22 protein-coding genes and 1 tRNA gene are annotated in these 24,430 nt (G+C 51.3%); 8 read left to right on the top strand and 15 right to left on the bottom strand.

Features of this window, described 5'->3' with window-relative positions:
- Positions 1 to 12: 12 nt before the first annotated feature.
- A complete protein-coding gene (locus I2D94_RS08005) occupies positions 13 to 744 on the bottom strand; it encodes a sugar isomerase domain-containing protein (RefSeq protein ID WP_039864589.1) in 732 nt (243 codons plus the stop codon).
- Positions 745 to 1,345: 601 nt separating this feature from the next.
- On the opposite strand from I2D94_RS08005, the gene I2D94_RS08000 reads away from it, so the two are divergent.
- On the top strand, positions 1,346 to 1,528 hold the full coding sequence (locus I2D94_RS08000) for a hypothetical protein (RefSeq protein ID WP_072683808.1): 183 nt from the start codon (positions 1,346 to 1,348) through the stop codon (positions 1,526 to 1,528).
- A 237-nt stretch (positions 1,529 to 1,765) separates the two neighbouring features.
- Here I2D94_RS08000 and I2D94_RS07995 read toward each other — a convergent pair whose 3' ends face one another.
- Genes I2D94_RS07995 through I2D94_RS07985 form a run of 3 tightly spaced genes read right to left on the bottom strand, consistent with a single transcriptional unit; the run spans position 1,766 to position 4,436 of the window.
- Positions 1,766 to 2,557 carry an ABC transporter ATP-binding protein gene (locus tag I2D94_RS07995; RefSeq protein WP_072683809.1) on the bottom strand — a complete coding sequence of 264 codons (792 nt, stop codon included), beginning with the start codon at positions 2,555 to 2,557 and terminating at the stop codon, positions 1,766 to 1,768.
- A complete protein-coding gene (locus tag I2D94_RS07990) occupies positions 2,550 to 3,428 on the bottom strand; it encodes an ABC transporter permease (protein ID WP_072683810.1) in 879 nt (292 codons plus the stop codon). Before I2D94_RS07990 ends, I2D94_RS07995 begins: the two co-directional genes overlap by 8 nt.
- Before the next feature lie 18 nt (positions 3,429 to 3,446).
- The gene (locus I2D94_RS07985; protein ID WP_072683970.1) at positions 3,447 to 4,436 is read right to left on the bottom strand and encodes an ABC transporter substrate-binding protein; all 990 of its coding nucleotides are present in this window, start codon (positions 4,434 to 4,436) and stop codon (positions 3,447 to 3,449) included.
- Between the two features lie 718 nt (positions 4,437 to 5,154).
- On the opposite strand from I2D94_RS07985, the gene I2D94_RS07980 reads away from it, so the two are divergent.
- Complete coding sequence (locus I2D94_RS07980) at positions 5,155 to 7,656, top strand: transglycosylase domain-containing protein (protein ID WP_083538454.1); 2,502 nt, start codon at positions 5,155 to 5,157, stop codon at positions 7,654 to 7,656.
- 335 nt (positions 7,657 to 7,991) lie between these two features.
- On the opposite strand, the gene I2D94_RS07975 is transcribed toward I2D94_RS07980, so the two are convergent.
- From I2D94_RS07975 to dapB, 3 genes are all read right to left on the bottom strand, one after another.
- A complete protein-coding gene (locus I2D94_RS07975; RefSeq protein WP_072683811.1) occupies positions 7,992 to 8,438 on the bottom strand; it encodes a GatB/YqeY domain-containing protein in 447 nt (148 codons plus the stop codon).
- Between the two features lie 64 nt (positions 8,439 to 8,502).
- Entirely contained in the window at positions 8,503 to 9,666 is a 1,164-nt protein-coding gene (locus I2D94_RS07970) for a winged helix-turn-helix domain-containing protein (protein ID WP_072683812.1), read from the bottom strand.
- Between the two features lie 314 nt (positions 9,667 to 9,980).
- Positions 9,981 to 10,703 (bottom strand): 4-hydroxy-tetrahydrodipicolinate reductase, encoded by a 723-nt coding sequence (gene dapB / locus I2D94_RS07965; RefSeq protein WP_072683813.1) that lies wholly within the window; start codon positions 10,701 to 10,703, stop codon positions 9,981 to 9,983.
- Between the two features lie 115 nt (positions 10,704 to 10,818).
- Between dapB and I2D94_RS07960 the strand changes: the two genes are divergently transcribed.
- The 3 genes from I2D94_RS07960 to I2D94_RS07950 all read left to right on the top strand — a co-directional run bounded on the left by I2D94_RS07960 (position 10,819) and on the right by I2D94_RS07950 (position 13,997).
- On the top strand, positions 10,819 to 11,091 hold the full coding sequence (locus I2D94_RS07960) for a hypothetical protein (protein WP_072683814.1): 273 nt from the start codon (positions 10,819 to 10,821) through the stop codon (positions 11,089 to 11,091).
- A gap of 389 nt (positions 11,092 to 11,480) precedes the next feature.
- Positions 11,481 to 13,223: an ABC transporter ATP-binding protein gene (locus I2D94_RS07955; RefSeq protein ID WP_072683815.1), complete on the top strand. Its 1,743-nt coding sequence runs from the start codon at positions 11,481 to 11,483 to the stop codon at positions 13,221 to 13,223.
- Between the two features lie 18 nt (positions 13,224 to 13,241).
- The gene (locus I2D94_RS07950; protein ID WP_365918847.1) at positions 13,242 to 13,997 is read left to right on the top strand and encodes a TIGR02206 family membrane protein; all 756 of its coding nucleotides are present in this window, start codon (positions 13,242 to 13,244) and stop codon (positions 13,995 to 13,997) included.
- Positions 13,998 to 14,061: 64 nt separating this feature from the next.
- Here the strand turns inward: I2D94_RS07950 and I2D94_RS07945 are convergent, their stop codons facing one another.
- On the bottom strand, positions 14,062 to 14,361 hold the full coding sequence (locus tag I2D94_RS07945) for a chorismate mutase (protein WP_072683817.1): 300 nt from the start codon (positions 14,359 to 14,361) through the stop codon (positions 14,062 to 14,064).
- Positions 14,362 to 14,422: 61 nt separating this feature from the next.
- Here I2D94_RS07945 and I2D94_RS07940 point away from each other — a divergent pair.
- Positions 14,423 to 14,498 (top strand) — tRNA-Ala (locus I2D94_RS07940).
- A gap of 278 nt (positions 14,499 to 14,776) precedes the next feature.
- Here the strand turns inward: I2D94_RS07940 and I2D94_RS07935 are convergent.
- From I2D94_RS07935 to mgtE, 7 genes are all read right to left on the bottom strand, one after another.
- The gene (locus I2D94_RS07935) at positions 14,777 to 15,160 is read right to left on the bottom strand and encodes a hypothetical protein (protein WP_072683818.1); all 384 of its coding nucleotides are present in this window, start codon (positions 15,158 to 15,160) and stop codon (positions 14,777 to 14,779) included.
- Between the two features lie 230 nt (positions 15,161 to 15,390).
- Positions 15,391 to 18,390: a GGDEF and EAL domain-containing protein gene (locus tag I2D94_RS07930; RefSeq protein ID WP_195396216.1), complete on the bottom strand. Its 3,000-nt coding sequence runs from the start codon at positions 18,388 to 18,390 to the stop codon at positions 15,391 to 15,393.
- A 28-nt stretch (positions 18,391 to 18,418) separates the two neighbouring features.
- A complete protein-coding gene (locus I2D94_RS07925) occupies positions 18,419 to 19,879 on the bottom strand; it encodes an extracellular solute-binding protein (RefSeq protein ID WP_072683820.1) in 1,461 nt (486 codons plus the stop codon).
- A 238-nt stretch (positions 19,880 to 20,117) separates the two neighbouring features.
- Entirely contained in the window at positions 20,118 to 20,714 is a 597-nt protein-coding gene (locus tag I2D94_RS07920) for a manganese catalase family protein (RefSeq protein WP_072683821.1), read from the bottom strand.
- A 3-nt stretch (positions 20,715 to 20,717) separates the two neighbouring features.
- Positions 20,718 to 20,963: a spore coat protein CotJB gene (locus I2D94_RS07915; protein ID WP_072683822.1), complete on the bottom strand. Its 246-nt coding sequence runs from the start codon at positions 20,961 to 20,963 to the stop codon at positions 20,718 to 20,720.
- Complete coding sequence (locus I2D94_RS07910; protein WP_195396215.1) at positions 20,956 to 21,687, bottom strand: spore coat associated protein CotJA; 732 nt, start codon at positions 21,685 to 21,687, stop codon at positions 20,956 to 20,958. The genes I2D94_RS07915 and I2D94_RS07910 overlap by 8 nt, the downstream gene beginning before the upstream one ends.
- A gap of 136 nt (positions 21,688 to 21,823) precedes the next feature.
- Positions 21,824 to 23,155 carry a magnesium transporter gene (gene mgtE, locus I2D94_RS07905; RefSeq protein WP_072683824.1) on the bottom strand — a complete coding sequence of 444 codons (1,332 nt, stop codon included), beginning with the start codon at positions 23,153 to 23,155 and terminating at the stop codon, positions 21,824 to 21,826.
- Positions 23,156 to 23,596: 441 nt separating this feature from the next.
- On the opposite strand from mgtE, the gene I2D94_RS07900 reads away from it, so the two are divergent.
- Together I2D94_RS07900 and I2D94_RS07895 are read left to right on the top strand one after the other, a co-directional pair.
- The gene (locus I2D94_RS07900) at positions 23,597 to 23,845 is read left to right on the top strand and encodes a hypothetical protein (RefSeq protein WP_195396214.1); all 249 of its coding nucleotides are present in this window, start codon (positions 23,597 to 23,599) and stop codon (positions 23,843 to 23,845) included.
- Between the two features lie 250 nt (positions 23,846 to 24,095).
- Positions 24,096 to 24,410: an MJ0042-type zinc finger domain-containing protein gene (locus I2D94_RS07895; RefSeq protein ID WP_072683826.1), complete on the top strand. Its 315-nt coding sequence runs from the start codon at positions 24,096 to 24,098 to the stop codon at positions 24,408 to 24,410.
- Positions 24,411 to 24,430 lie beyond the last annotated feature (20 nt).

Raw genomic sequence — 24,430 nt, 5'->3', positions numbered from 1 at the left:
CAAAATCAGGATTTACCAGCCGAATTCCTTATAATGCGGATAAACTTCGGTATTGTTGTATTCCGGGCCGCCTGGGAAATTCGCGCTCTTTAACAACAGCGGCGTTTTTCCGCTCTTCATCATTTCTTCCAATGCAACCGCGGTCACTGACCAGAGAATGTAGGAGCTGGCGATGCCGCTGGCTGCCGCGAAGTTCGCTTCGATGCCGTCGATTTTCAGCATGGCTTCGGCTGCCGGAGCGCAGTTGTCGAGCGTCAGATCGACAAATTCATACAGTTTCTTGCCGGATGAATGCACGGCGTCCACGGTCTGCGCATAGCTCATCGAACTCATGGCAATGACCTTGATTCCCATTTTCTTGGCTTCCCAAGCCAGGTCGACGACACCTTTAGTCCGTCCGGAAACCGAACCGACAAACAGAATATCGCCCGGCCGGATCGTCGATGCCTTTAAGATATATTCGCCTAAGCCTTCCATATCCGTATCCAAATCGCTGCGGTCGCGCTCGCGGGCATCCGACTGCACGTCTAATTTATAATGAAATGTCCGGTAAAATGCCGGTCCGCCGCCGCGGTTGAACAGGTCCATTTCGATGGAATGGCAGATGCCGCTGAGATAAATATTCCCTCCCGCATCGATCGTTTCCGCAATCATTTTGCCTGCTGTGATGATGTTTTCCCGCTGTGTCGTTTTGATTTGTTCAAACAGTTGATCTACTCGTTTCTGATAATCGTCCAGTATCATTTTTCGTTCTCCTTTGTTCAGTCTTATCATAGCAAACACCCCGGTAAATTACCACAGGATTTGGTTAAAAAATTCAATTAAAACAAATTGTATTCGGGTTATAATTGCAGTTTTGATTTAACTTAATTATATTTCATACTTGATTATAAAAGTAATCTTCGATTTTCTATACTTAGTAAAGCATGACCAGCAGCAACAGAACAGACTGACCGGCTGTCAAAAAATCATAAGAAAAATTGTTCGCTAAGACGATTGCCTTGTAAAACAAGCTGCGATATTCAGTTCGAAACTGAATTTCGATAAGGAATAATAAAATCCTGATTTGCCTGCTGCTTAAATGACAATCCTCGACTTCGTAAATCGAATCAAAACAAACAGAATTGAAGCTTATTTCCGAAAAGTATCTTCAGCGCTCTTTTTTTACTTTGTGAACATGTTTTTCATCATTTTCTTAGGGGGTTATTTTTACTTTTCCGCAATATTAATAGTGTAGGGTTTTGTTGGACCGCGGATGCCCGTCCGGATAGAATCGCTTTTGGCCTTTTCAATTCGATTCAAGCAGACAGATTTTTGTCGTCTGTCATTAAAGGAGGGCAATTCTATGGAACATTTCCTGGAACTTTTTGTCAATGTAGTTTTGAAAGTTGGTTTGCCCCTGATCGAATGTTCGATCAAGGTGATTGAATGCCACTTAAAAATTATAGAAGCCAAAAAGAAAGGCGCTGTGTCAACTCCCAAGAAAACCCAGCGCTCATCTGTCCGCCGCCATTCTCGTAAGAGATAGCGCATGACGGGTGCCGCCTTTCAGCAACACCTTACACCTTTAGTATAGACATTCCGGATGGAATTTCAACCTTTTTCTTTCATTCCTGAGTTAATTTTACTCAATTCGTCCTCGCTCGTTCTGGAACCTGATGCTTCTATTTTAAAAGAATCTTAAATCCTGAAATCCGCAAAAACATCTCTTCGCAATCAACCGGGCTTGCCGTTCACCAGCTGTATCCTTCGACCATCCCGGGCGTCACCGGCCCAGAATCGTCCGGTCGGACAAAACCGCGTGTTCGCTTTCATACAACGCCATGACGTCTTTGACGCTCAGCCGGCGGCGTTCTTCCCCGCTATAAATATGCAGGATCCGCCCCTCGTTCATAACGATTGTTTTATTGCCATACGCCAGCGCGTTTTCGATATTGTGCGTGATCATCAGCGTCGTGATCTGATCCCGTTCGATAATCCGCTGCGTCAGGTCCATGATCGCCCGGGCTGTGCGCGGATCCAGCGCCGCCGTGTGTTCGTCCAAAAGCAGCAGTTTCGGCGTGACGACCGTCGCCATCAACAGCGTCAGCGCCTGCCGCTGGCCGCCCGATAAATGGCCGGCCGGGGTTTTCATCCGTTCCTCCAGCCCGAGATTCAGCGATTTCAACAAATCATAAAAGAACCGCTCGTCCTTCCGGCTGACGCCCAGCTGCAGCGACCGCCGCTTTCCCCGGCTGTACGCCAGTCCCAGGTTTTCTTCAATCGTCATTGACGGCGCTGTGCCTTTCAGGGGATCCTGAAACAGCCTGCCGATCGCATGGCTGCGGCGGTGTTCCTTCATCCGCGTCATGTCCTGCCCCTGCAGCGTGATCTGTCCCGAAGTTAAAGGCAGACTTCCGGCAATCGCGCTCAGCAGCGTGCTTTTCCCCGCGCCGTTGGAACCGATCACCGTGGCAAAGTCGCCCGCTTCCAGCGTCAGACTGACATGATCCAGCGCCGTTTTCTCATTGACCGTTCCACCGTTAAAGACGACGGTCGCCTCCCGTACCTCAAGCATGACGTTTCCGCCTCCTTTTCAGCCGCCCCTGCATCTGCGGCACAGCCAGCGCCAGGACGACCAGCGCCGAAGAAAACAATTTCAGATCGCTCGCCGCCAGTCCCAGCGACAGCGCGAAGGTCAGCACGAAGCGATAGACGATCGTACCTGCGCAGACAGAACTCAGATGATGCGCCAGTCCGCCTTTGCCAAATAAGGTTTCGCCGATGATGATCGACGCCAAACCCAGCACCAGCATCCCCAAGCCGCCGTTATTGTCTGCGAATTGCTGCTGCTGCGCCAACAGACCGCCGGATAAGGCGACGAAGCCGTTAGCCAGCGCCAGCCCCAGAATCTTCATCGAATCGGTGTTGATTGACGATGCCCGGACCATCTCCTCATTGTCGCCTGTCGCTCGTAACGACAAGCCCAGCTGTGTCTTTAAGAACAACGTCAGCAGTGCGGCCAACAAAACAACGATCAGAAACAAAAGCAGAGTAGGGGTCTGCACCGCTTTCCCTTGAAACAGGGAAAACAGCGTTTCCTTTTTATATAACGACAGGTTCGGCTTGCCGCCCATGATCCTCAGATTCACGGAATACAGCGCCGTCATCGTCAGAATACCCGCCAGAATCGGCTGGATTTTCAATCGGGTATGAAGCAGACCGGTGACGCTCCCCGCGCCCAAACCGCCCGCAAAGGCCGCCGCCAGTCCCAGAATCGGATGTCCTGCCAGCGTCAGCACCGCGCTGATCGCCATTCCGGTCACAAAGCTGCCGTCGACGGTTAAGTCCGGCGTGTTCAGAATCCTGAACGAAAGAAACAACCCCAGCCCCAGCACGGAATACACCAAGCCCAGCTGCAGGGTCGATAAAACGGTATCCAGCGACATTATCAGCGCCTCCTTTCTTTATTGCGGATCTTGAATCATAACCAGCTGCTCATCTTGCGCCAGACTTTCCGGCAGCGTCAGATGCAGCGCTTCCAACGCGTCGGTATTGACGTAGACGCTCAGATTTTCATTAAAGACCTTGACCGGAATCGCACTGACGTCGGTCCCCTGGAGCACCTGATCGACCATCCGGGCGGTTTCCTTGCCCAGATCAACATAATTGATGCCGATCGTCGCCGTGCCGCCGTCCATGACCATTGAATCCGCCCCGACGTAGACCGGAATCCCGGCAGACCGCGTGATCTGCGTAACGGTGCTCATTGCGGTTGCGACAGTATTGTCGTTGGGCGAGAACAGCGCGTCGCATTTTTCACTTAGAACCTGCGCCGCCTGGGCGACTTCCGAGGTATTGGCCACCGGCGCCTCGATTACCGTTAAGCCCAGCGCTTTGGCCGCTTCTCTGGCCTTGGCGATGTTGGTTTGGGAATTCACTTCCCCAACGTTGTAAATCATCCCCAGTGTTTTCAGTTCCGGCTGCAGCTGCAGCGCCAGATCCAGAATCTGCGCGACCGCGATTTCGTCGCTGGTGCCGGTGATGTTCTGATCCGGATGTTCCAGGCTGGACGTCAGCCCGGACGCGATCGGATCCGTGACGGCCGAGAAGATAACCGGCGTCGTTTCCGCCAGCTGCGCCGCGGACTGGGCGGTCGGCGTCGCAATCGCCACCACGACGTCCAGCTTCTCCGACTGGAACGAGGAAACGATGGAGCCAATGTTGCTTTGCTCCCCCTGCGCGTTTTTGAAGAGGATCGTACAGTTTACTCCATCCTGATAACCAAGCTCGGCCAGCTCTTCTTCAAAGCTGTCGTAAATCATGTTTAACGAAGTATGCTCCATCAGCTGAATCACGCCGATCCGCGGACCATCCGCCGCTTTTCCAGAACAACCGGAGAGCACGAAGCTCAGCCCCAGCACTATGATACTCAATAATCTTTTAAACTTTTTCATTTTTCTTTTCTCCTCATAATTTTCACCCTGACTTGTTGAAAATCGGCTGTCCCCATCGTTCTTTCCCACGCCGCGGACTTCCGATTTTTCTGTTCTTGAGCGCAGCGGCTTACGGCCGCCGCGCCTCAAACCACATGCGGATGTTTTTTCCCATCCTCATCGCCTCCTGTTCTTTCTGGCTTTATAGCGAGAGGACGCCGGAGAATGTAAAAAGCCCGCCCTCATGGAAAGTTTAAAACTCTCCTTCAAGGGCAGGCTGAATTTCCTGCGGTACCACCTTGTTTGAAAAAAGACTGCGTCTCTTATCTTTTCTCCACTCACCAAAAATGCCAACACATTTTCTGCCTTTTAACGTCGGCTCACGTCCTCAGCTACTCGGCTTCCCTTTCGCCTGGCCCTCCGGGGTCCATTTACACAGCGGCTTCTCTGTCTGGCTTCCACCTTGCCCAAACTCTCTTTAAGCGCCTGTCCGTGCTTGATCTCCCCATCACCGGTTTAATTTCATTCTACTCGCATGAAGGGAAATGTCAATGGGAATTTCACCCGGCAATTCCCGGAATTCTTCTGTTTTTCGTTTTTTTCCTTCGGAATTCTGCGCTTTTTGCCACTTTTTATCCTCTCTTTTTTGCCAATCGAATAGATTGTGGTAAAATAAAGAATGATTCATCAAAATGGATTTCCGCGGAAATCCCCCACAGAGTAAGGAGAATCAAAACGCATGTCAGAACAAAACAAATCCATGGATCCCCAAGAATCCCAAAATAAACCCGGGAAGAAAAAACGCAAGGTATCGCTGGGTAAGAAAATCGCGATCTTCTTCGTCTATTTTCTTCTGATCGTCGGATTGATCGTCGGATGCGGAGGTTTGTATATCGCTTCAGATATGATCAAGGACGCACCTGCGATCAGCCTGTCGGACTTTGAAGGTCTGGAATCTTCTCAGGTTTATGATCAAGACGGCAACCTGATCACCGAACTGGGCGCTTACCTGCGCGAAAACATCACCTACGACGAGATGCCGGCCTCGCTGGTCGACGCCTTTGTCGCCATTGAAGACTCGCGTTTCTTCGAACATCCCGGCTTCGACGTTCCCCGTTTCGCCAAAGCGGCGCTGGAGAATCTGAAGTCCAAGAGCTTCGGTCAGGGTGGTTCGACGTTTACGATGCAGTTAGTGAAAAACACCTACTTCCAGGTCGACGATCTGGAGAATTCGACGATTGCGGAAAAATCGGTCGACCGCAAGGTTCAGGAAATCTGGACGGCATTGAAGCTGGAAAAGCTGATTGATAAGAAACAGATCTTCCAGCTGTATTTAAACAAGCTGAACTTCGGCGGCAACATCCGCGGCGTGCAGAAAGCGGCGCAGTATTACTTTGGTAAGGACGCCAAAGACTTGAGCCTGAGCGAGAGCGCGCTGCTGGCGGGTATCATCAACCGGCCGAACGCCTACAATCCTTACGAAAATCTTGATTATGCCACCAACCGGCGCAACACTGTGCTGGATATGATGGTTTATCATGGCTATATCAGCGAACAGGAAGCCGATCTGGCCAAGTCGATCCGCGTGGAGGATCTGTTAGTCGGCGAGGATTACACGATCTCCGAAAGCGGCGGGCCATATCAGGCTTATGTCGACGCGGTGATCGAAGAAGTCAAGCAGATCACAGGCAAGGATCCGGCCCTGACGCCGATGAAGGTCTACACCAACATGGACCGGACGGTTCAGGAACAGATCGACGCCATTCAGAAAGGCGAAAATATCGAGTATCCGGACGAGCTGATGCAGATCGCGATCGTGTCGATGAACAACCAGACCGGCGAGATCCGCGGCTTAGGCGGCGGACGGAATTATTCCGGAGCGCGCTTGTTGAACCGGGCGACCAGCCAGTTTAAACAGCCAGGCTCGGCGGTCAAGCCGTTCTTGTCCTATGCCCTGGCGTTTGAACATCTGGGCTGGGCGACCGATCACGTCATCACCGACCGGCCGATCGTTTACCGCGGCACCAAGAAAGTCATCAACAACTTCGACGGCCAGTACCGCGGCGACGTCACGCTGCAGCAGGCTGTCGGACAGTCGCTGAATACCCCGGCGATTCAGACACTGCAGGAAGTCATCGACACGATCGGACGTTCCAAGGTCATCGACTATCTGCAAAGTCTGGGCTTCTCGCGTGTCGATAACGATCATTTCGACACCGGCTACGCAATCGGCGGTTCTTCCTTCGAAGCCAGCGCCACGGAAATGGCGAGCGCGCATGCCGCGATGGTCAACGGCGGCCGGTATGTGAAGCCGCATACCGTCGCACGGATTGAGTTTGGCGACGGCAGCGCGGATTATGTCGCGGATCACGAAGGCAGGCAGGTTATCAGCGAGGAAGCGGCCTACATGGCCAGCACCTTGATGCAGTATTGCGTTGAAGGTCCGTATTTCAACTACATGCAGGTCTTAAAGCGCAGCTATCCAGTCTATGCCAAGACCGGCACGACCGACTGGGGCAAGGATGGCCTGCGGTTTGGTATTCCGGAAGGCGCGGCCAAGGATAAATGGATGATCGCCTCCACGAGCCAGACGACCAACGTCGTGTGGGTCGGCTACGACAAGGGCGTTAAAGATGAAAAAACTTACTTTGACAACAGGAAAAGCCAGAAAAATATCCCGGGCCAGATCTGCGAGCTTCTGCTGGACGCCAACTATGATGAAAAGAATCCGCCGAAGGCGCTGGTTCAGCCGGACGGCGTGGAAAGCATCACCCACATTATCGGTACCTTCCCATATGCCGCAGTGGACGGCGTGGATCCGAATCTGTCCACAACCGGTTTGATCAAGAAGGAATACAACACGCTGGTTTCGCCATGGGGCAATTCCGAACAGAAGCTGGAAAGCACGGTCAGCGGTTATATCGACGAATGGGGCGGCCTGACGATCAACTGGGGCGGCTACCGCGGCGATCTGCCGGAAAACCAGAAAGAAATCAGCCTGTCTCAAGGCGATATCTACGTTTATGCCGTCGGTCAGAAGCTGTTCGACTGGAACTGGATCCTCGGCAATCCTTACTATTACGCCAAAGTTTATCTCAATGGCAATCTGTACCACGAAGTTACCTCAGATCAGCCGACCTATTACGATTGGGTGGAAGGCGGCGGCAGCGTCAAGGTCTGCGGTTATTACGTTTACAGTACAGGATTGCACAGCGAGGAACAGTGCGTTACCGTCCGATAAGCATGGCCAGCCGCATCCTCTTCAGGGATGCGGTTTTCTTTATCATGCGCTCAAGGAAGGCTTCAATGCGGTTTCATTTTACCTGTGATTCCCTTCGCCTGCACACTTTCACAGATTTTCTTTTCTTTACTTTGCGATCTCATTCATACAAAAAGAACGTCGGTCAATTCCGGCGTTCCTTTCCAATTTACCCCATTTCAAAGTTTGTGATCCGCAATCATTTTCTGCTTCAATTCAGTTCATCATCAGAAAATACGTTATTCCGGCGCAGACTGCCTCTGGCGGACAAGTTCTTTCCCTGCGCCTTTCAGCGCCCGGCCTGGCTGTCAGAGAGTTCAGGCATGCAGTGCGCGGCCGACGGCGGCGTTGACCGATTTTCCATCCGTTTTTCCTTTGTAGCGCGCCATCATTTCCTTGATCAACATCCCTTTGTTTTTCATTACCGGTTCCAGCTGAAGCTCCGTAATTACAGCCTGAACCGCTTCATCCAGCTCTGCTTCGCTCATCTGCGCGGGCAGATAGGCTTCGATAATTTCAATTTTACGCTGCGTTTCCGCGATCAGATCCGCGCGGCTGGCCGGCGTCTGCGCCAGCGCGTCCTTTGTCTGCTTCAGTTCTTTCTGAACATAGGCCAGCTCTTCTTCTTCGCTTAACGGCTGGCCGGCCTCCTTTTCCGCCAGCGCGATCGCCGAGATCAACAAGCTGCATACGCCGTTTTTCACGTGATCCTTCGCTTTTAAAGCTTCCATTTTATCTTTTCTTAACGTTGTTAATAATGCCATTCTTCATCCTTCTTTCTAATGTTTATTATACCTTTTTTCACCGCAGCATTTCAATCCGCGGTCTTTATTTATCATGCTGCAGAGCAGCCTGCGGATTATTCTGTTCAATTTTCTGAACATGGTAATAAACCCGAACCTGCGCCGCCGGATACTTGCGGTTTAAGCGCTGGCTGAGCCGGCTGACAACTTTATGCACGTCATTTTCGGCTTTCATCATCAACATCACAGCCAGCTGACAGTTTGCCGTGCGGGTGAATATGTCGCAGGAGCGCAGCTGCGTCTTGACAATCTGAATCAGCGCGTCGGTTGCCCGCGTTCCCAGTTCCATGGCCTCGCTTTGTACGTCCAGCACCAGTAAGTAGGAGTTGATATCCAGTCGTTTGCTTTCCCGCATTCGGGCCTGATACAATTTGCGGAAAACCGGCTGTTCACAATAAAAAGCGCTGCCGTCTTCCTTAGTGTTCATTTCCTCAATCAATTCCTGAATTGAATGCGAAGGCTCGCGGTCTGAACTTAAAAAGTAGATCAGCGATTTTGAACGGCCCTCAAACTCAACGCCGAACTCATGATAAAACTGTTCGGAAATTTGATCGAAATGTTTCAATGCCCGATTGTATTCCCTGGCTTTTACCAGCTCGGATAAATAACAATAATTCAGATCATCTGAATATGGATCCAGCGTCAGCGCCCAGTGCGTCAGCCGCAGCGCCGCTTCCGCCTGTCCTTTCTGATCCAGCATGGCGGCAGCTTCCTGTGTCAGTGTTTTGACTTTTTCCTTCCAGAATTCCCGAATCGGCAGGATCCACATCGAAGAATACCCTTCCATCAGTTCGCCGCGGACCAGCGCTTCAATCTGCCGCGGTTGTTCCGCAAGAAGCGCAGGCGTCAGTCCGGAAAGCTGATCCAGATCGGTATCCACAGGCGCCTGCGGCGAGAATAGATAGCCCCGTTTTCCAGTCACAATCCATTCCTGATCCTTGGTTTGAGCATACGGCTGCGTCAATTTCCGCAGCCGGTGAATCGCAAATTTTAAAGCATTTTGCGGATTGACAGATTCCGGCCAGAACAATTCGATCAACCGTTCATGACTGACCAGCTCGCCGCGGTGAATGAGAAAATAGCACAGCAATTCCGTCAGCTGCTTCCCCAGGCTTTCGTTCAGCGCCTGAGATCGCTCTTCTTCCTGCAGCGTTGGAGCGCCCCAAAGTCTTATAAAATATTTTTTCACTTTGAACTCCTCCCTTCTGGTTCAAAAATCTCATCCGGCCATTTTAGATTAATTCAATTTTATCAGATCGGCTGCCGAACCACAAGCCCGCCTTGCCTTGATCGCTTCAGCGTTGTATGCCTGTCAAACAGGATGGGAAATCAGACGAAAAGCGACGCGTCCCCGCTGCGCTTGCCCGGTTCAGCCGGACGGCGTTAAAGGCAGGTGGAAACCTGCCTGACGATTTTTCTGCAGCGCTTTTCGGCTCGCTTTCACCCATTCCTTTTCAGCGTGCCCCTCCATGGTTTTCTGAAGTGTTGAAGATTGCCTTTCGATCAGTGAAATTCATTCGGATGGCGTTGTAAAAAACGCTGTTCCAGCAGATCTTCCATCGAAAACAGGCCGGGCTTTAAACCGGGAATCGCCTCGACCGCTTCCAGAATTCCGCGTATGAAGATCTCCCGACTGTCGGCGGTGTGCGTGATTGTAATCTGTTCGTGATCTCCGCACAGAATCACGGTGTGCTCGCCGGCAATCTGACGGTGCCGCAGGGAAGTAACGGAAATCGGTTTCTGATAGCCATACCGGTCCTTCGCCGGCCCCTGCAATGTTTTTTTCAACATCAGCGCGCTGCCGCTGGGTTTGTCTTTTTTCTGTTCATGATGAATTTCCAGGATATCGCAGTCAAAATACTGCCCGATCTCCCGCTGACAACATTTCAGCATTTTGTTAACGATCGTCATCCCGATCGAAAAATTGCTTGTCATGACGATGGGGACGCGCCGGGCCCAACTCTCAATGATCTTTTTCTGATCATCGCTGTATCCTGTCGTCGCCAGCACCAGCGGAATGGGCTGGCGTTCCATCGCCCGCTGGATCCGGACGAAATTGTCCGGGTGACTGACGTCGACGATCACCTCGGGATGCTGCGGCAGCTCGGAAATCTCCTGATAATAGGAGGAAGCGATCAAACCGACGCACTGCAGGTCTTCCTTTTCTTCAATCCGGCTTAATAACAAATGTCCCATCGTTCCATATCCGACAATTACGATTTTCATGGCCATCCTCCCTTGACCAGTGTATGCCGCCCGGAAATTTTCATAACTCAGGGGCATTGGCCCGGGTTCTTTCGCCCGGGTCGAATAGGATGTCAGTGTAAGGAGGAATTAACTTATGGGAATGCCTGAAATCAGAAGCAGCAACGTCACCCGTTCACAAGCCATTACCGATATTCTGCAGTCGATCGCTTTGGAGGAAGCCGCGCTCGCGCATATCCTCAACGCTGAGGGAGAAAAGTTACAATGCGCCATTTCGATGGACTGCATTACAATCGACAAATTGATCGAGGTCAACGAAACGGTTCAGTGCACGATGGAAGCCGCAGCGAAATTTGAACAGGCGCTGCAGGCGAAGCTGGCCAGTTTGTTCCAGGATTGCTACAAATAACGGAATTCGACTAAGGATAGTGAAAAGCGGCTCCGGGCCTTGAACCGGAGTCGTTTTTCGACTGTCCGCCATCATGGCTTTCCCTGCCTTGCCCTGATGTCTTAGCCCTGCAGCGAAACCTGGAATATACCGCCTTGTCTGCCGTGCGGCTTAATATGAGCCGCAGCACAGGCACCATGGTCCTGCAAGTTATCCGTTTCTGACATCACCATCGAGGAATTCTACCAAAATGATCAGCGGGGACAGCCTTTTACGGAACTGCGAACCTCAGGAAGCAAAGCCAGTCCCTTTACGCCGCCGCTGATTCCAAAAAAGTATCGGAAAAGGTTGGAATGATTGAAGTTTCCATCAATTTGGGCTACACTTATGTCTAACTAAAAGGGGGAATTGTGTTGCTTAACGCCAGAGGTAAAAAGTTTCTTTCGTATTACCGGCCTTATTTAAAGCTGTTTATCGCAGATATGATCTGTGCTTTCATCGTCGCGGCGATCTCGCTGATCTTTCCGCTGTTAACGCGCTACATCACCAATACCGTGCTCGTCTCGTCGCAATCCGTCCAGCTGGACCTGATTTTCAAGATCGGCCTGGTCATGGTCGGCTTGATCATCATCGAGCTGCTCTGCAACTTCTTCATCACCTATAAGGGACATTATATGGGCGTCATGATGGAACATGATATGCGCAACGAGCTGTTCAGTCATTATCAGAAATTGTCGTTCAGCTTCTATGACGAACAGAAAACCGGGCAGCTGATGTCACGGCTGACTAACGATCTGTTTTCCTTAACCGAGCTGTACCACCACGGCCCGGAGGATGTCGTCATTTCGATCATCAAGTTTTTCGGCGCGTTCTTCATCTTACTTTCCATCAACGTGCCGCTGACATTGATCATCTTCTCAATCCTGCCGATCATGCTTGTCTTCGCCTTGTATTTTAATAAGAAAATGGGCAAAGCTTTTAAGCAGAATAAAGAACGGGTCGGCGATATCAATGCCCGGATCGAGGACAATCTCTCCGGTATCCGCGTCGTTAAATCGTTTACCAGCGAAGGCAGCGAACTGGAAAAATTCGGGGTGGAAAACAATCGCTATGTCAAGTCGCGTAAAAACAGCTATCGGATCATGGCTTATTATCATTCCGGTCTTAACGCATTCACCACGATGATCACCGTTGTCGTCATTCTTGCCGGTTCAACGTTTATCTCCCTGAAATGGATTCTGTTAGGCGATTTGTTAACCTATCTGCTTTATATCAACAACCTGACCGAGCCGGTCAAGAAGCTGATCAACTTTACCGAACAATTTCAGGAAGGCATTACCGGCTTCCAGCGGTTTATGGAAATCATGGAAGTCGAGCCGGACATCAAGGATCAGCCGCACGCGGCAGTGCTGGCGAACGTTAAAGGCGCGGTGGATTTCGAAAATGTCGGATTTCAATACGCCTCTTCCAAGGATTATGTCCTCAAGCACATTGATCTGCATGTCGAACCGGGCGAGTATCTGGCGCTGGTCGGCTCCTCCGGCGCGGGCAAAACAACGTTGTGTTCCCTGATTCCGCGATTTTACGAGGTCAGCGAAGGCCGGATTCTGGTCGATGGTCAGGATATCCGCAGCGTGACAATGAAATCGCTGCGTTCCTGCATCGGCATCGTCCAGCAGGATGTCTATCTGTTCGCCGGCAACGTCATGGACAACATCCGCTACGGCCGGCCGGAGGCAAGCGAGGAAGAAGTGATCGCCGCCGCCAAGGCCGCCAATGCCCATGATTTCATCATGGAGCTGCCAAATGGGTATAATACAGATATTGGACAGCGCGGCGTGAAATTGTCCGGCGGTCAGAAACAGCGCTTATCCATTGCGCGCGTCTTCCTGAAGAATCCGCCGATTCTGATTTTTGACGAAGCGACCAGCGCGCTGGACAACGAAAGTGAAAAGGTCGTTCAGGATTCGCTGGAACGGCTGGCCCGCAACCGCACGACATTTGTCATCGCACACCGCCTGTCCACCATCCGCAACGCCAGACGCATCGTCGTGCTGGGTGAGGAAGGTATTCTGGAACAAGGCAATCATGCCGAGCTGATGGCTGCGGACGGTGCTTACGCGCATCTGTACCGCATGCAATTTGAACATTGACCTGAAGGGGGTTTTACTATCTCGCAATTCTTCTGCTTCTGGGATGAGGTACTTCCCGGCACGGCTTATGGTTTTCTAAGTCCGCTGCACATTCTGGAAATTCTAATGATTCCGCTGAGCTGCTTCTGGCTGATTCGCTGGACGCGCACCCATTCCCGCCAGTCCGGCCGGCGGCTGCTTCATGGATTTGCGATTGCGATTCCTCTGCTGGAACTGACGCGCATTCTATGGCTGTACCGCTTGGGCGAGGGATATTGGGTAAAACTGCTGCCGCTGCATTTATGCGGCCTGCAGATCTTCTTTATCCCGCTGGCGGTCTTTACGCGCCATCCGGCGCTACGCAGTTATGTCTGGGCGACGTCCATTTTGGGCGGAATCACGGCGATTGTCTATCCGGCGGGGATTGTCGGCACTTATCCGTTTTTCCACTTTCAAACCCTCCAAAGCTTCGCCCTGCATCTGCTTCTGATCCTGACGCCCCTTCTGATATTTCTGACTGACGATGACTCGCCGCGCTTAAAACAACTGCCTTCCGTCGTCCTGATTCTGAGCGGCAGCGCACTGTGTGCCTTTGCCGTGGACTGGATCTGGGGGCAGAATTACATGTTCTTACGGGAAGTCCCCCAGATCGCCTTCCTGCAGGCGATCAAGAACTGGGGCGGCTATCCTGCTTACTGGCTGACGCTGGCAGCAGCGGTCATCGCCGGATGCGCTCTTCTGCTTGTTCTGGGCGAACAATGGCATAGAAAAAAACTGGAATCTTCTGCGGATTGAGAAAATTCCAGCTTTTTTCTGCTCTGTAACAACGATTTCCAATTCTCAGTTCTGGATTGAACTGTCAAATTTCCCGTGATTTTTCCCAGGCTTCGTCCAGCAGCGTTTTCTGATAGCGGCGGGATAATTCCATCTGTTTCACTAATAACTCCTCATAATACGGTTTTAACACGGGATCCTGAATCCGGGCGCACCCCTTTTCAATAACGGCCTGTTCCCGGGCGGCATCCAGAATCGGCAGGTTGTGTTCCTTCTTATACGCGAGCACCTGACGAACAGCTTCCATTCGTTTTTCAAACAATTCCGCCATCTGTGCATCGACTTCATTAATCGTTTTTCGTGCCCGTTGTAAACAATCTTGCATAACTTCCTCCTTATAAGATCTTGACAATTCGAAAAATGGTGGTAAACTTAATATCGTGTCTGGGGCCGTAGCTCAGCTGGGAGAGCGTTGCGTTCGCAATGCAAAGGTCGCGAGTTCGATCCTCGTCGGCTCCACCAGATTTCCAATTCGACAGGAACAATCGTTCCTGTCTTTTATTTTGTATTATACACGAGTTGGCGGATAAAAAAAAGATTTTCTGTCCTTCCCGTTCTATAAAACAAAGCTCGGCGCTGAAATCAGCCTGACGCGCATCATTCCCCCTCGCCATCATCCTGAAACTGCCTGTATCCAAACTGAATCCCACTTGATTTTCAAAGCTTCAATTAAAAGAAGCCCAGAGAATCAGCATGATCTCTGGACTTGATTTGAAACCTGTCTGGCCAGCAGCCGGAAATTAAGCAACCTCCACGCCGGCTTTTTCCGCCATGAAGTTCAGCCATTTATCCCGCTTCATCAAGGATATCCGGTCGGTAGTCATATTCCCGGTTTCCGGATCCTCATGCGTAATCGTAATTCCAATCGGCATCAAACTCTGAGAACATTTTCCCAGCTCTCGAATGGTTTTGTAGGGAATAACGATATTCTCTTCCAGCAACCCGGTAATGACGATCACCCGGTTTTCTGTGAAATACGCCCAGCCTTGCTTCCATTTGCCCATTTTCCCGATCAGCCGTTCAACATAACTGGCCTGCAGGAAATCAACGAGCGTATCCTCCGGTTCCATGACGCCCAATTCAATCAGTTTCTGTTTTTGCTTTTCCATTTTTGATAATCCCATATTAGCCTCCCTGCTTATTCAGATTTAATTATAAACCTTTCCTCCGCCTTTTTCTTGTAAGATATTCCACAAAAGCTGATGTTTTAATTTTTTCTGCAGCGAAAATTGCCAACTCCCGCCGTTCAGCGGATGTTCGCCATCCCGACATCACCTCGTTTATGAGCCCGTCGCAAAGGGACGTCTGCCTGATTCGGCAGGACGTCCCTTTCTGTTTGATTTTTGACTCAAGTCTAAGACTCGTCGTTTTTCTTTTTCACCGCATTCCGCAGAGCTTCCATCGCTTCCGGACTTGGATCTGGCGGAATCAGTTCGCCTTTCCGGAAATAGAATCCCTGCATGTAATCCGTGCCGCAATCGACCAGCGCTTCCATTTCCTCGCGGGTTTCCACGCCTTCTGCCAGAATTTTTATCTTCCGGCTGCGGAAATAAACGACCAGTCCTTCATAGAATTCACGGCGGTTAAGATCGCGGTCAAGACCCCGAATGATGCTCATATCGACTTTCACGTAGTTGGGCATCAGATCCAGCAGCGTCGCTTCGCCATTATAGCCGGTTCCGTAATCATCCAGCGCGATTTCCTGATGTTGATCAAGACAGCGCTGTCGCTTGTGGATCGTTGCCATTTCGCCCATTTTTTCGCTTTCCGTCAGCTCAATGACGACCTGCGAATTGTAGCGGCCGAACCGGCGATCCAGTTCTTCCAGATCCTGCGGCGTCAGGCGCAGGCTGGAAATCGAGTTGATGAACAATTTTTTCCCTTGCAGCCGCTGATGATACCGATCAATGGCCTCCATCGCTTTAAACCAGGTCAATCGTTCAATCTGATACAGCCGCGACTGGGCGCGGGCAATCCGCAGCACTTCGGACGGCGTCTTCAGCTTTTCCATCTTTGGCCGCATCAGCATTTCATAACCATAGACGGTCTGCGACTGGACGTCGATAATCGGCTGGAATACAAAATCGATCAGTTCGTTTTCAATCAGCCGGTTGAGATCTTCGCTGCTGTGCAGCATAAACGAATCCTTACGGTAGCTTTCAATCTCAAAATCCTTTATTCCGCCCTTGACGGAATTTTTAATCTCATACATCGCGAAATCAGCGTATTTGATCAACTCTTCCAGATTGCGGCTGTCCTTCGGATACCACGAAACTCCGAAGGAAGCGCGGATCCGGATACTCTTGCCATCCGGCAGCTCCATTTCATAAGCAGCCATGGCCTTCCGGATCTGTTCAATCTTCTGACGAATCTGGAAGTCTGTCTCATAGCCATAAAACAGAACATAGAACTCATCGCCCGACATCCGCGCCGCAATTTCATGCGGACCGGCGTTATTGCGCAGCACATCCGCAGCGCTTCGGATATAACCATCGCCGCAATCGTGACCATAGGTATCATTGATATATTTCAGATTATCCAGATCCATCATCATAAACGCCGTAATCTTCAGCCGTTCCGGATGCTCGAAGCGTTCCTGAGCAAAGCGCTGGAATGCCCGCCGGTTCAGCAGGTTGGTCAGCACGTCGTAATCGCGTTCATATTCTATGCGGTGCCGCTCGACCATTTCCGCCGTTATATCCTGCACCACGCCCAGAATCGTGTGCGCCCGCGCCGCGGTTTTCAACCGCATCCAGCGAGCTCCGCCGCCGTCCTGTTCCAATTTGACGGTCTTTTCCCGCAGCCGGCCCAGTTCATCCAGATCCAGATCCAATAAGCGCAGCTGTCTGGAAAATTCATCCAGCGTCAGCATCTGATCTTCATGGTCAGCCTGCGGGTCCAGCACATCGAAGAAACCGGAAGTACAGAAGACGGAATTCTTTTCAAGCTCAATCTCAAACGCACCGATCTGAATTGAAAGCATGCCGATGATCTGCGAAAGCCGCGAACTGTTCTCCGCCACGCTCTTGCTTAATTCCTCAATCGCCTGGCTTAACTGATCGATTTCCGTAATCCGGATCGGATCCAGATGGATCGGTTTGTTCGGATTGGAATTACGCACCTTGCGGGCCAGCGCGCCGATCTGCCGGGATGGGCGGTAGCTGGCATACATCGTCGCCGCCAGTCCCACCAGCATGGATAAAATCATAAAGGTCAGAATGCTGTTCTGCATTTTACCCGAGAACCCGTACAACGCTTCCTGCGATTCCAGACCGACCAGAACCCAGCGCTGATGGGAAAACGGCGCATTGGAATTGTAGAGATCCAGCGGCTGCAGACTGCCGTAAATTTTCTGCTTCAGTTTTAAAGCGGATGTATGGATTAAAGCGCCGTCGCCGGAGACGTCGGCATCCTTTTGAAAGATGAGCTCTTCCGCTTCTCCGAACATCGCGATGAACACGCCGCCGCTGTGCGTCACCTTCTGCAAGGTCAATCCATCCGTCTGCGGCTGCGTCTCGTCAAGAATCGCAAGCATGTAGGAACCGGATTGATCCGCCAGCAACTCCTTCGACGGCAAGATGGTTTTCAGATAATCCTCCGCCAGCGAAACGCCCAGCACGCCTAACACCGTTCCCTCGCTGTCTGCCAGCGGCTGCGTATAGGTAATCGTTTTGATCAGGTCTTCGTTCAACATCGAACCATAGCCCCAATACCCGGCGTCTTCACTGGACAGATCCGGATTGGAGCGAATCGCCTGCACCGGGTTGTTATAAAAATAACTCTCGCCGCCGATCTTAAAACGCGGACTCCAACTGACGTCCATCGCAATGTCCAGACTCTGCGCCACATCGGTCGGCGAACGTTCCATCAACAAGTCCGAATTGTCATAAGGGTTATTGATCGGATCCAGATCCCGCAGATAAATACCACTTTTCTCCTTTTCCTCAGCCCTGTCGTTCAGAGGACCTTCAAAAACGAGAAAAACGCCGGTTACCGTATTCCTGCGCATCAGCGCAATCAGATCCGGACCGATTTTTTTCAAAATTTCGCTGGTCACAGCCGCACCCGGCACCAGGTCGGCGACGGTCATGCCCGCTTCGCTCAGCTGCTGCTCAATTTCTTCTTCGATCTTCGTCTGATAGATGGAGAAATTACTCCAGCGCTGAATCATTTCATTCTCTAAATAATTCTTCCGATTGATGACCCGTTCGTTCAGGATTTCCTCAGCGTTGCGGTCAAGCTTGGTAATGACGCCGCCGCTGAAAACCAACATCCCAAACAGACTGATCTGAAAAATTTGAACGACGATCAAAGGGATCAGAATACGATTGAAAACACTTCTTTTTTTCAGCATATTCCGGTTACTCCTTTTCTTAAAAACGTTATTCCTGGACGATTTTTTGCATCTGTTGACTCAACGCCGCGAACCAGGCGTCGAAATAGGCTTCCGTTTCAAATTCAGCGGTTGCTTCATCAAGGCTCTGCCCCTGCGCCAGACGTTCAACGACCTGCTCGCGATCCGCCTTCGCCAGATCCTGCATCGAAGTATCCAGCAGAGACCGCGCGTCGCTGCCGCCTTCAAAAGCCTTCGTCGTATACAGCTGAACTTCACTCAGCTGTTTCTCGGCCACTTCAACAACGTCAATCATTTCTGCCGAGTCCAGCTCCGCATTGTTTTCAATAACTTTTTTGATCGTCTCAAAATCATTCGCGGCTTTCTTTACCGGCAGATATCCGGAAGCCAGTGAGAACTGAATATTCCGACGTTCCTCTGTGAACCATTTTAAGAAAAGAACTGATGCGTATTCATGCTGGGTATCCGAAGCGGTCACAACCATGCCCGCCCCCTGCTGAACGGCAATTTTCTCACCCTGTTCAAACATCGGAGCCGGCGCCACGATCGATTCAATCGGATAACTTTCAACGTCGCTGACCGCCACTTCCTTCGGAAAATAAGCCGCCCCGCTGCTGGATCCGACCAGCGCGATCAAATCGCCGGTCTTCGCGTCGTCGGAACGGAAACGGCCCTGCGCCGTGAAGTAACCCCGGATATATGGCACATAATAATTATCCCACAGTTTTTTAAAGACATCGCGGTCCAGATTCAGCGTCACCTGATTTCCTTCCACCGCAAAGATTTCCTGCCCCAGCTGACGGCTGCCGATGATCATGTAATTCGCCATCGCATCCCGGCCGAAGAACGCCTTGCCATCATTCGGCTGCGGCGTCAGGCTGTCGGTCCATTCATAGTACGTCCGCGCGGTCTTCGTCACGCCTTCAAGCGTCTTCAGATCGTCCAGCGTGACGCCGCAGGCTTCCGCGAACCGATCCCAGTCTGTTTTGTTCAACATCATCAATTCCGTCGACTTGGCGATCGGAAAAATTTTCAGGCTGCCGTCCTCTCCGATCTGACCTTCGTTTAAATATTCGTCGCGATAGGACGCCAGTTCCTCCTTGCTCATATACTTGTCAATCGAAGCGACCAGTCCCAATTTATCGACTTTGTACGCGGTATCGGCATAAGCCGCGAAAATATCGGGAATTTCACCGGCGCCGACTTTCTTCTCCGCCGCTTCCTCAACCTTGGTGATCAGATCGTTGACATTGCCCTGACTGTACGCTTCAACAACAATGCCTTTCTCCGCGCCCACCGTGTCGTTGAATTCTGTAACCAGTTCGTCAAACGCCGCTTTCTGCGTACCGTTGTAATAAGTCCAAATCTCCAGCGTAACCGGTTTATTCGGATCGAGCAGTTTGTCATAATTCTCCTTTTCAGCGGCGCAGCCCTGCATCATAAGCATGGCGGCAGCAGCTAAAACCCCAAGTTTTGTTATTTTTTTCATCTTCCTGCACCTTTTCTTTATTAGTTTTATTATAGTAGCTTTCCGTTTAAATTACCACGTTTTTACAGGTATGAAGATCGTTCTTACCTAACCCAAAATTGTTCTGAATATCACGTTTTCCCCTTCCTGCCCCGGTTCGCAAATCACATTCAGGTTCCGTGCGTTTCCCCGCGAAAAACTTTCCGGCTTATTTCGATTCGATGTAGCGGCGGGAAAATCCCGCCGGTTTCGCTTTTGATCAGCGGTCAAAAGCTGGATTGTAACGATAGAAGTTGCGGCAGTCCAGATCCTTGCGGACGAATTCCAGAGCTTCACCGAAACGCTGGAAGTGAACGATCTCGCGCTGGCGTAAAAATACCAGCGGTCCGTAGACTTCCGGATCCTTCGCTAAACGCATCAGGTTCTCATACGTTGTGCGGGCTTTCTGTTCCGCCGCCATATCCTCGGACAGATCGGTAATCGGATCGCCCTTGGACTGGATATACGCCGTCGTGTACGGCATGCCGCTGGCGCCTTGCGGATAAACGCCGGCAGTATGATCGACGTAATAGTCCGCTGCATTGGCAGCCTTGATCTGCTGTGCTGAACAGCCCTTGAGCAGCTGGTAAACCATCGTGGCGATCATTTCCTCATGCGCCATTTCTTCCGTTCCGATGTCCGTCAATAACGCGCGGATTTCCGGATACGGCATCGCGTAGCGTTGGTTCAGATACCGATCAGACGCACCCTTTTCGCCATCCGGGCCGCCCAGCTGCGTGATGATCAGCTTGGCCATCGCCGGGTCCGGCTTCCGGATATTCACAGGATACTGCAATTTTTTCTCATAGATCCACATGGTTTATCCCTCCCTTTCCCACGGCCATGGACTATTGATCCAATCCCAGCGGCGTCCGCGGCTGTCGCGGTTGGTCAGCGGACCGCAGACGCGGTTGTATTCCTCCGCCGCTTTGCGGCGCAGGCCGGTAACATAACGGTAATAGCTCAGCGCGACTTCGTTTTGTGGATGGGTGTCCAGAAATAAGACCGCTTCCTGAATCGCGAAATCCAGTTCCTGCAGCTCCCGCAGCATTTCATTTCTATTCATCCTGACAGCCTCCCTTTCCCGTAAACGGCAAGTCCAGCTCAACAAACAGCGTTCCTCTTAACAAGGCGCGCGGGCGGCTGTAGATTTCCCGTTTTCCAGTCCAGCGCTGGCGGGCGACATACGCCATTGCCAGGCTCATATCCGGGCAGCGGTGATGATTACCGCAGCCTGGACGGCCATCGTCATCCTGATCATCGGTATCGTTGCCGCAGCCACAGCCGCAGCCGTTGCCCGGACGGTTGCCATGGTCATGATCGCCGCAGCCGCAGCCCGGACGGCCATCGTCATCCTGATCGTCGGTATCGTTGCCGCAGCCACAGCCGCAGCCGTTGCCCGGACGGTTGCCATGGTCATGATCGCCGCAGCCGCAGCCCGGACGGCCATCGTCATCCTGATCGTCGGTATCGTTGCCGCAGCCGCAGCCGCAGCCGTTGCCCGGACGGTTGCCATGGTCATGATCGCCGCAGCCGCAGTCTGGCGGACATACCGGAGGCTTCGGACGGCAGCCGCAGCCCGCAGACAGGTTCACGGCCTCCTCCACAAACATTTCATCCTCCATAAAATCGGCTTCGTCAAAACGCGTGCGGAAATCATCGCTCCACCCTGCGCAATGTGGTCTGCGCGGCGGGGTCGGACGGTGCGGACGGCCGCATTCCATAGCGAAATCTTCGTCCGTTTCCATCCAGCTGCGAGGAATCCGCGGTTCTCTTCCTACGTTTTCCATCGACATTCTCCTTTCCGGTCAAAATCTCGTTGACCCACTGTATACTATTGTTCCTGTATGCCGGGATCTGGGAGATCGCCAAGAAAGAAACAATAAAAAAGCACAGAGTTTTCCTCCATGCTTGTTAAAAACCACGCTACAACGCAAACAGATGCGTCGCAATCGCAAAATAAATCATGATCGAGCAGGTGTCGACAATCGTCGTGATTAACGGAGCGGCCATGATCGCCGGATCCAGATGCACCTTTTTTGCCAATAACGGAAGCAGACAGCCGATCAATTCCGCCAGAAAAACCGTACACATTAACGAAACACCCAGCAGGATCGCCAGCCGCGGATCCTGATACATAACAACGATCCGCAGACCGTTGACCGCCGCCAGCGCCGCGCCGACAAGCAGCGCGATCCGGCTTTCCTTAAACGCAACTTTGAACAGATCGCCAAAGCGGATCTCGTCGGTGGCGATGCCGCGGATGACCAGCGTCGAGCTTTGGGTGCCGCAGTTGCCGCCGGTATCCATCAACATGGGAATAAACGAAACCAGCAGCGGAATCGCGGAAATTGTTTCTTCATAGCGGGAGATGATCGTACCGGTGATCGTTGCCGAAAGCATTAAAAACAACAGCCACAGAATCCGGTGTTTGGCGTGATTGAATACCGAAGTTCCAAAATAGGAATCATCGCCGGGCTGCACCGCCGCCATCAATGCGATATCCTCCGCCATTTCTTCCTGATAAACTTCCATCGCATCGTCAAAGGTAACGATCCCGACCATGCAGTTTTCCGTGTCCACGACCGGAATGGAAATCAGCCGGTACTTCTGGAACAGCTTGGAGACTTCTTCCTGATCGTCATGGGTGCGCACGGCAATGACGTGTGTTTCCATCAAATCGCCGATCAAGACGTTTTCGTCGTTGAGAAGCAGACTTTTCGCCGTGACGATGCCCAGCAGTTTTTTGTTTTCAATGACATAACACGTGTAAATCGTTTCCTGATCAATACCGACCCGTTTGATCTTTGCGATCGCCTCACGCACGCTCATGGTCTTTTTCAGGTCGACATATTCCGTCGTCATGATGCTGCCGGCGCTGTCTTGCGGATATTGAAGCAGTTCGTTGATGCGCGAGCGGGTTTCCTTATCGGTAACGTCGAGAATCCGTTCAACCACATTGGCCGGCATTTCTTCCAGAATATCGACGGTGTCGTCCAGAAACATATCCTCGAAGATATCTTTCAGTTCTTTCTCGGTAAATGTGCTGATCAAAGCCTGCTGCATCTCCGTATTCATGTTGGTGAAGACTTCCGCGGCCGTCTCTTTGGCGATCAGGCGGAAAAGGACGACCATGTTTTCCTGCGGGAATTGTTCCAGCAATTCCGCCAGGTCCACGCTGTTCATCTCGTTGAGTTCTTTTTTGATCTGAGCGTATTTTTTCGCATGCAAAAGCTCAGTGATGTTTTTAACCGTCATACTTTGCCCTCCTTCAAGTTTGTTCTTCAAGTTCGCAAAGCATGAATAAAACGTCCTGGAGCTTTAATTTCGGGCAGACTCGCCCTCCAGGAGAGGAAAGAATGAACTTCCCGTTTTATTGATGCCTTGCCTGCAACTACCGCCCGGGTTATCCATGCTTTCCACCTCCCTCTTTCGCCGGTTTATCATCCGGCTGCCGTTTTTAGTGTATTTCCAATTTGTTAGGTTGTCAATGTTTTTAACAAAGAATTTTATCCCGGGACGACTGTCGTTTTACCGCTTCCTCCTCCCGTTCAACGTTTATGCATGGGTCAGAGGCAGGTGAGCGCTCAGCGCGGTCCAACCTGATCGTTCTTCTGGAATAAGAAGCGGTAAAAAAACATCGCCGCCTCTGTCTTTTTTCATCTGTTGCTTTATAATAAAAGAAAGAGGATACAAAAGATGAAAAGACTTCATTGGAAAGCGCTGTTACGGGTCGAAGAAATTCCCGCCGTGTTTTTATTGATTCAGCTGGGTCTTGGAATTTGGGAAAAACGAGGCTGGCCGATCCCGGTCCCCCTGTGTTCCATTACAGCCGCAGGTACGTGCCCGGATATCGACCTGATCACGCCTTATTGTACTGACATCACGGTCTATGATTACGCTTTTCTATTCACCGTCTTCTTTCTCATCATGCTTATTCTGTTCTGAAAAACCCGGAAGAAGTCCCTGCTTCCGGATATTGTCTACTGGCTGGGAGTCAGTCTTTATGCTTGGAGCGCCTGGGTTAGTGAATTTTATCTTACAGCCCAAACTTCGCTGCTTTACCTGGCGTTTCTGCGTTGGATCACGCTGACGTTTTTTCTTGATCCGATCAATTTCAGCGGCTTTCTGCTGCTGGTTGGAGTCAGCTTAAAATCGTTGTTCACATCGCTTCGCACGGTGGCAGGAGGGTAAATTTATGCGTCAGGAAGTTGTTTGTTCCCATTGTCAGAAAAGTTTTCATATCCGTCCCGGATCGCTTTTGTCGATGCGGCTGGAATGTCCGCATTGTCATGCCCGTTACAAATTATCGCTTTCCTGGATTGGCTGTGTTCTAGTGGCAATTCTCGCTGTTCTGTTTTCTGACAAGTCGCTTTGGGAAGGAATGATTTGTTTTCTGATTGCGCTTTTCGCCGTCTTCTATCTGTTTTTGCCATTTTGGCTGCAAAACGATCTGATTCGGATCAAACCGGTGAAGAATAAAACCGATCCCACCATAAAACAAGAATCTTAAAAAAGCCGCTGGCATGTCAG

It is taken from the genome of Holdemania sp. 1001302B_160321_E10 (assembly GCF_015552275.1).
In the GTDB taxonomy this organism is placed as follows: domain Bacteria; phylum Bacillota_I; class Bacilli_A; order Erysipelotrichales; family Erysipelotrichaceae; genus Holdemania.
Note: the sequence above shows the minus strand (reverse complement) of the source record. Positions and strands in the feature narration are given on the sequence as shown.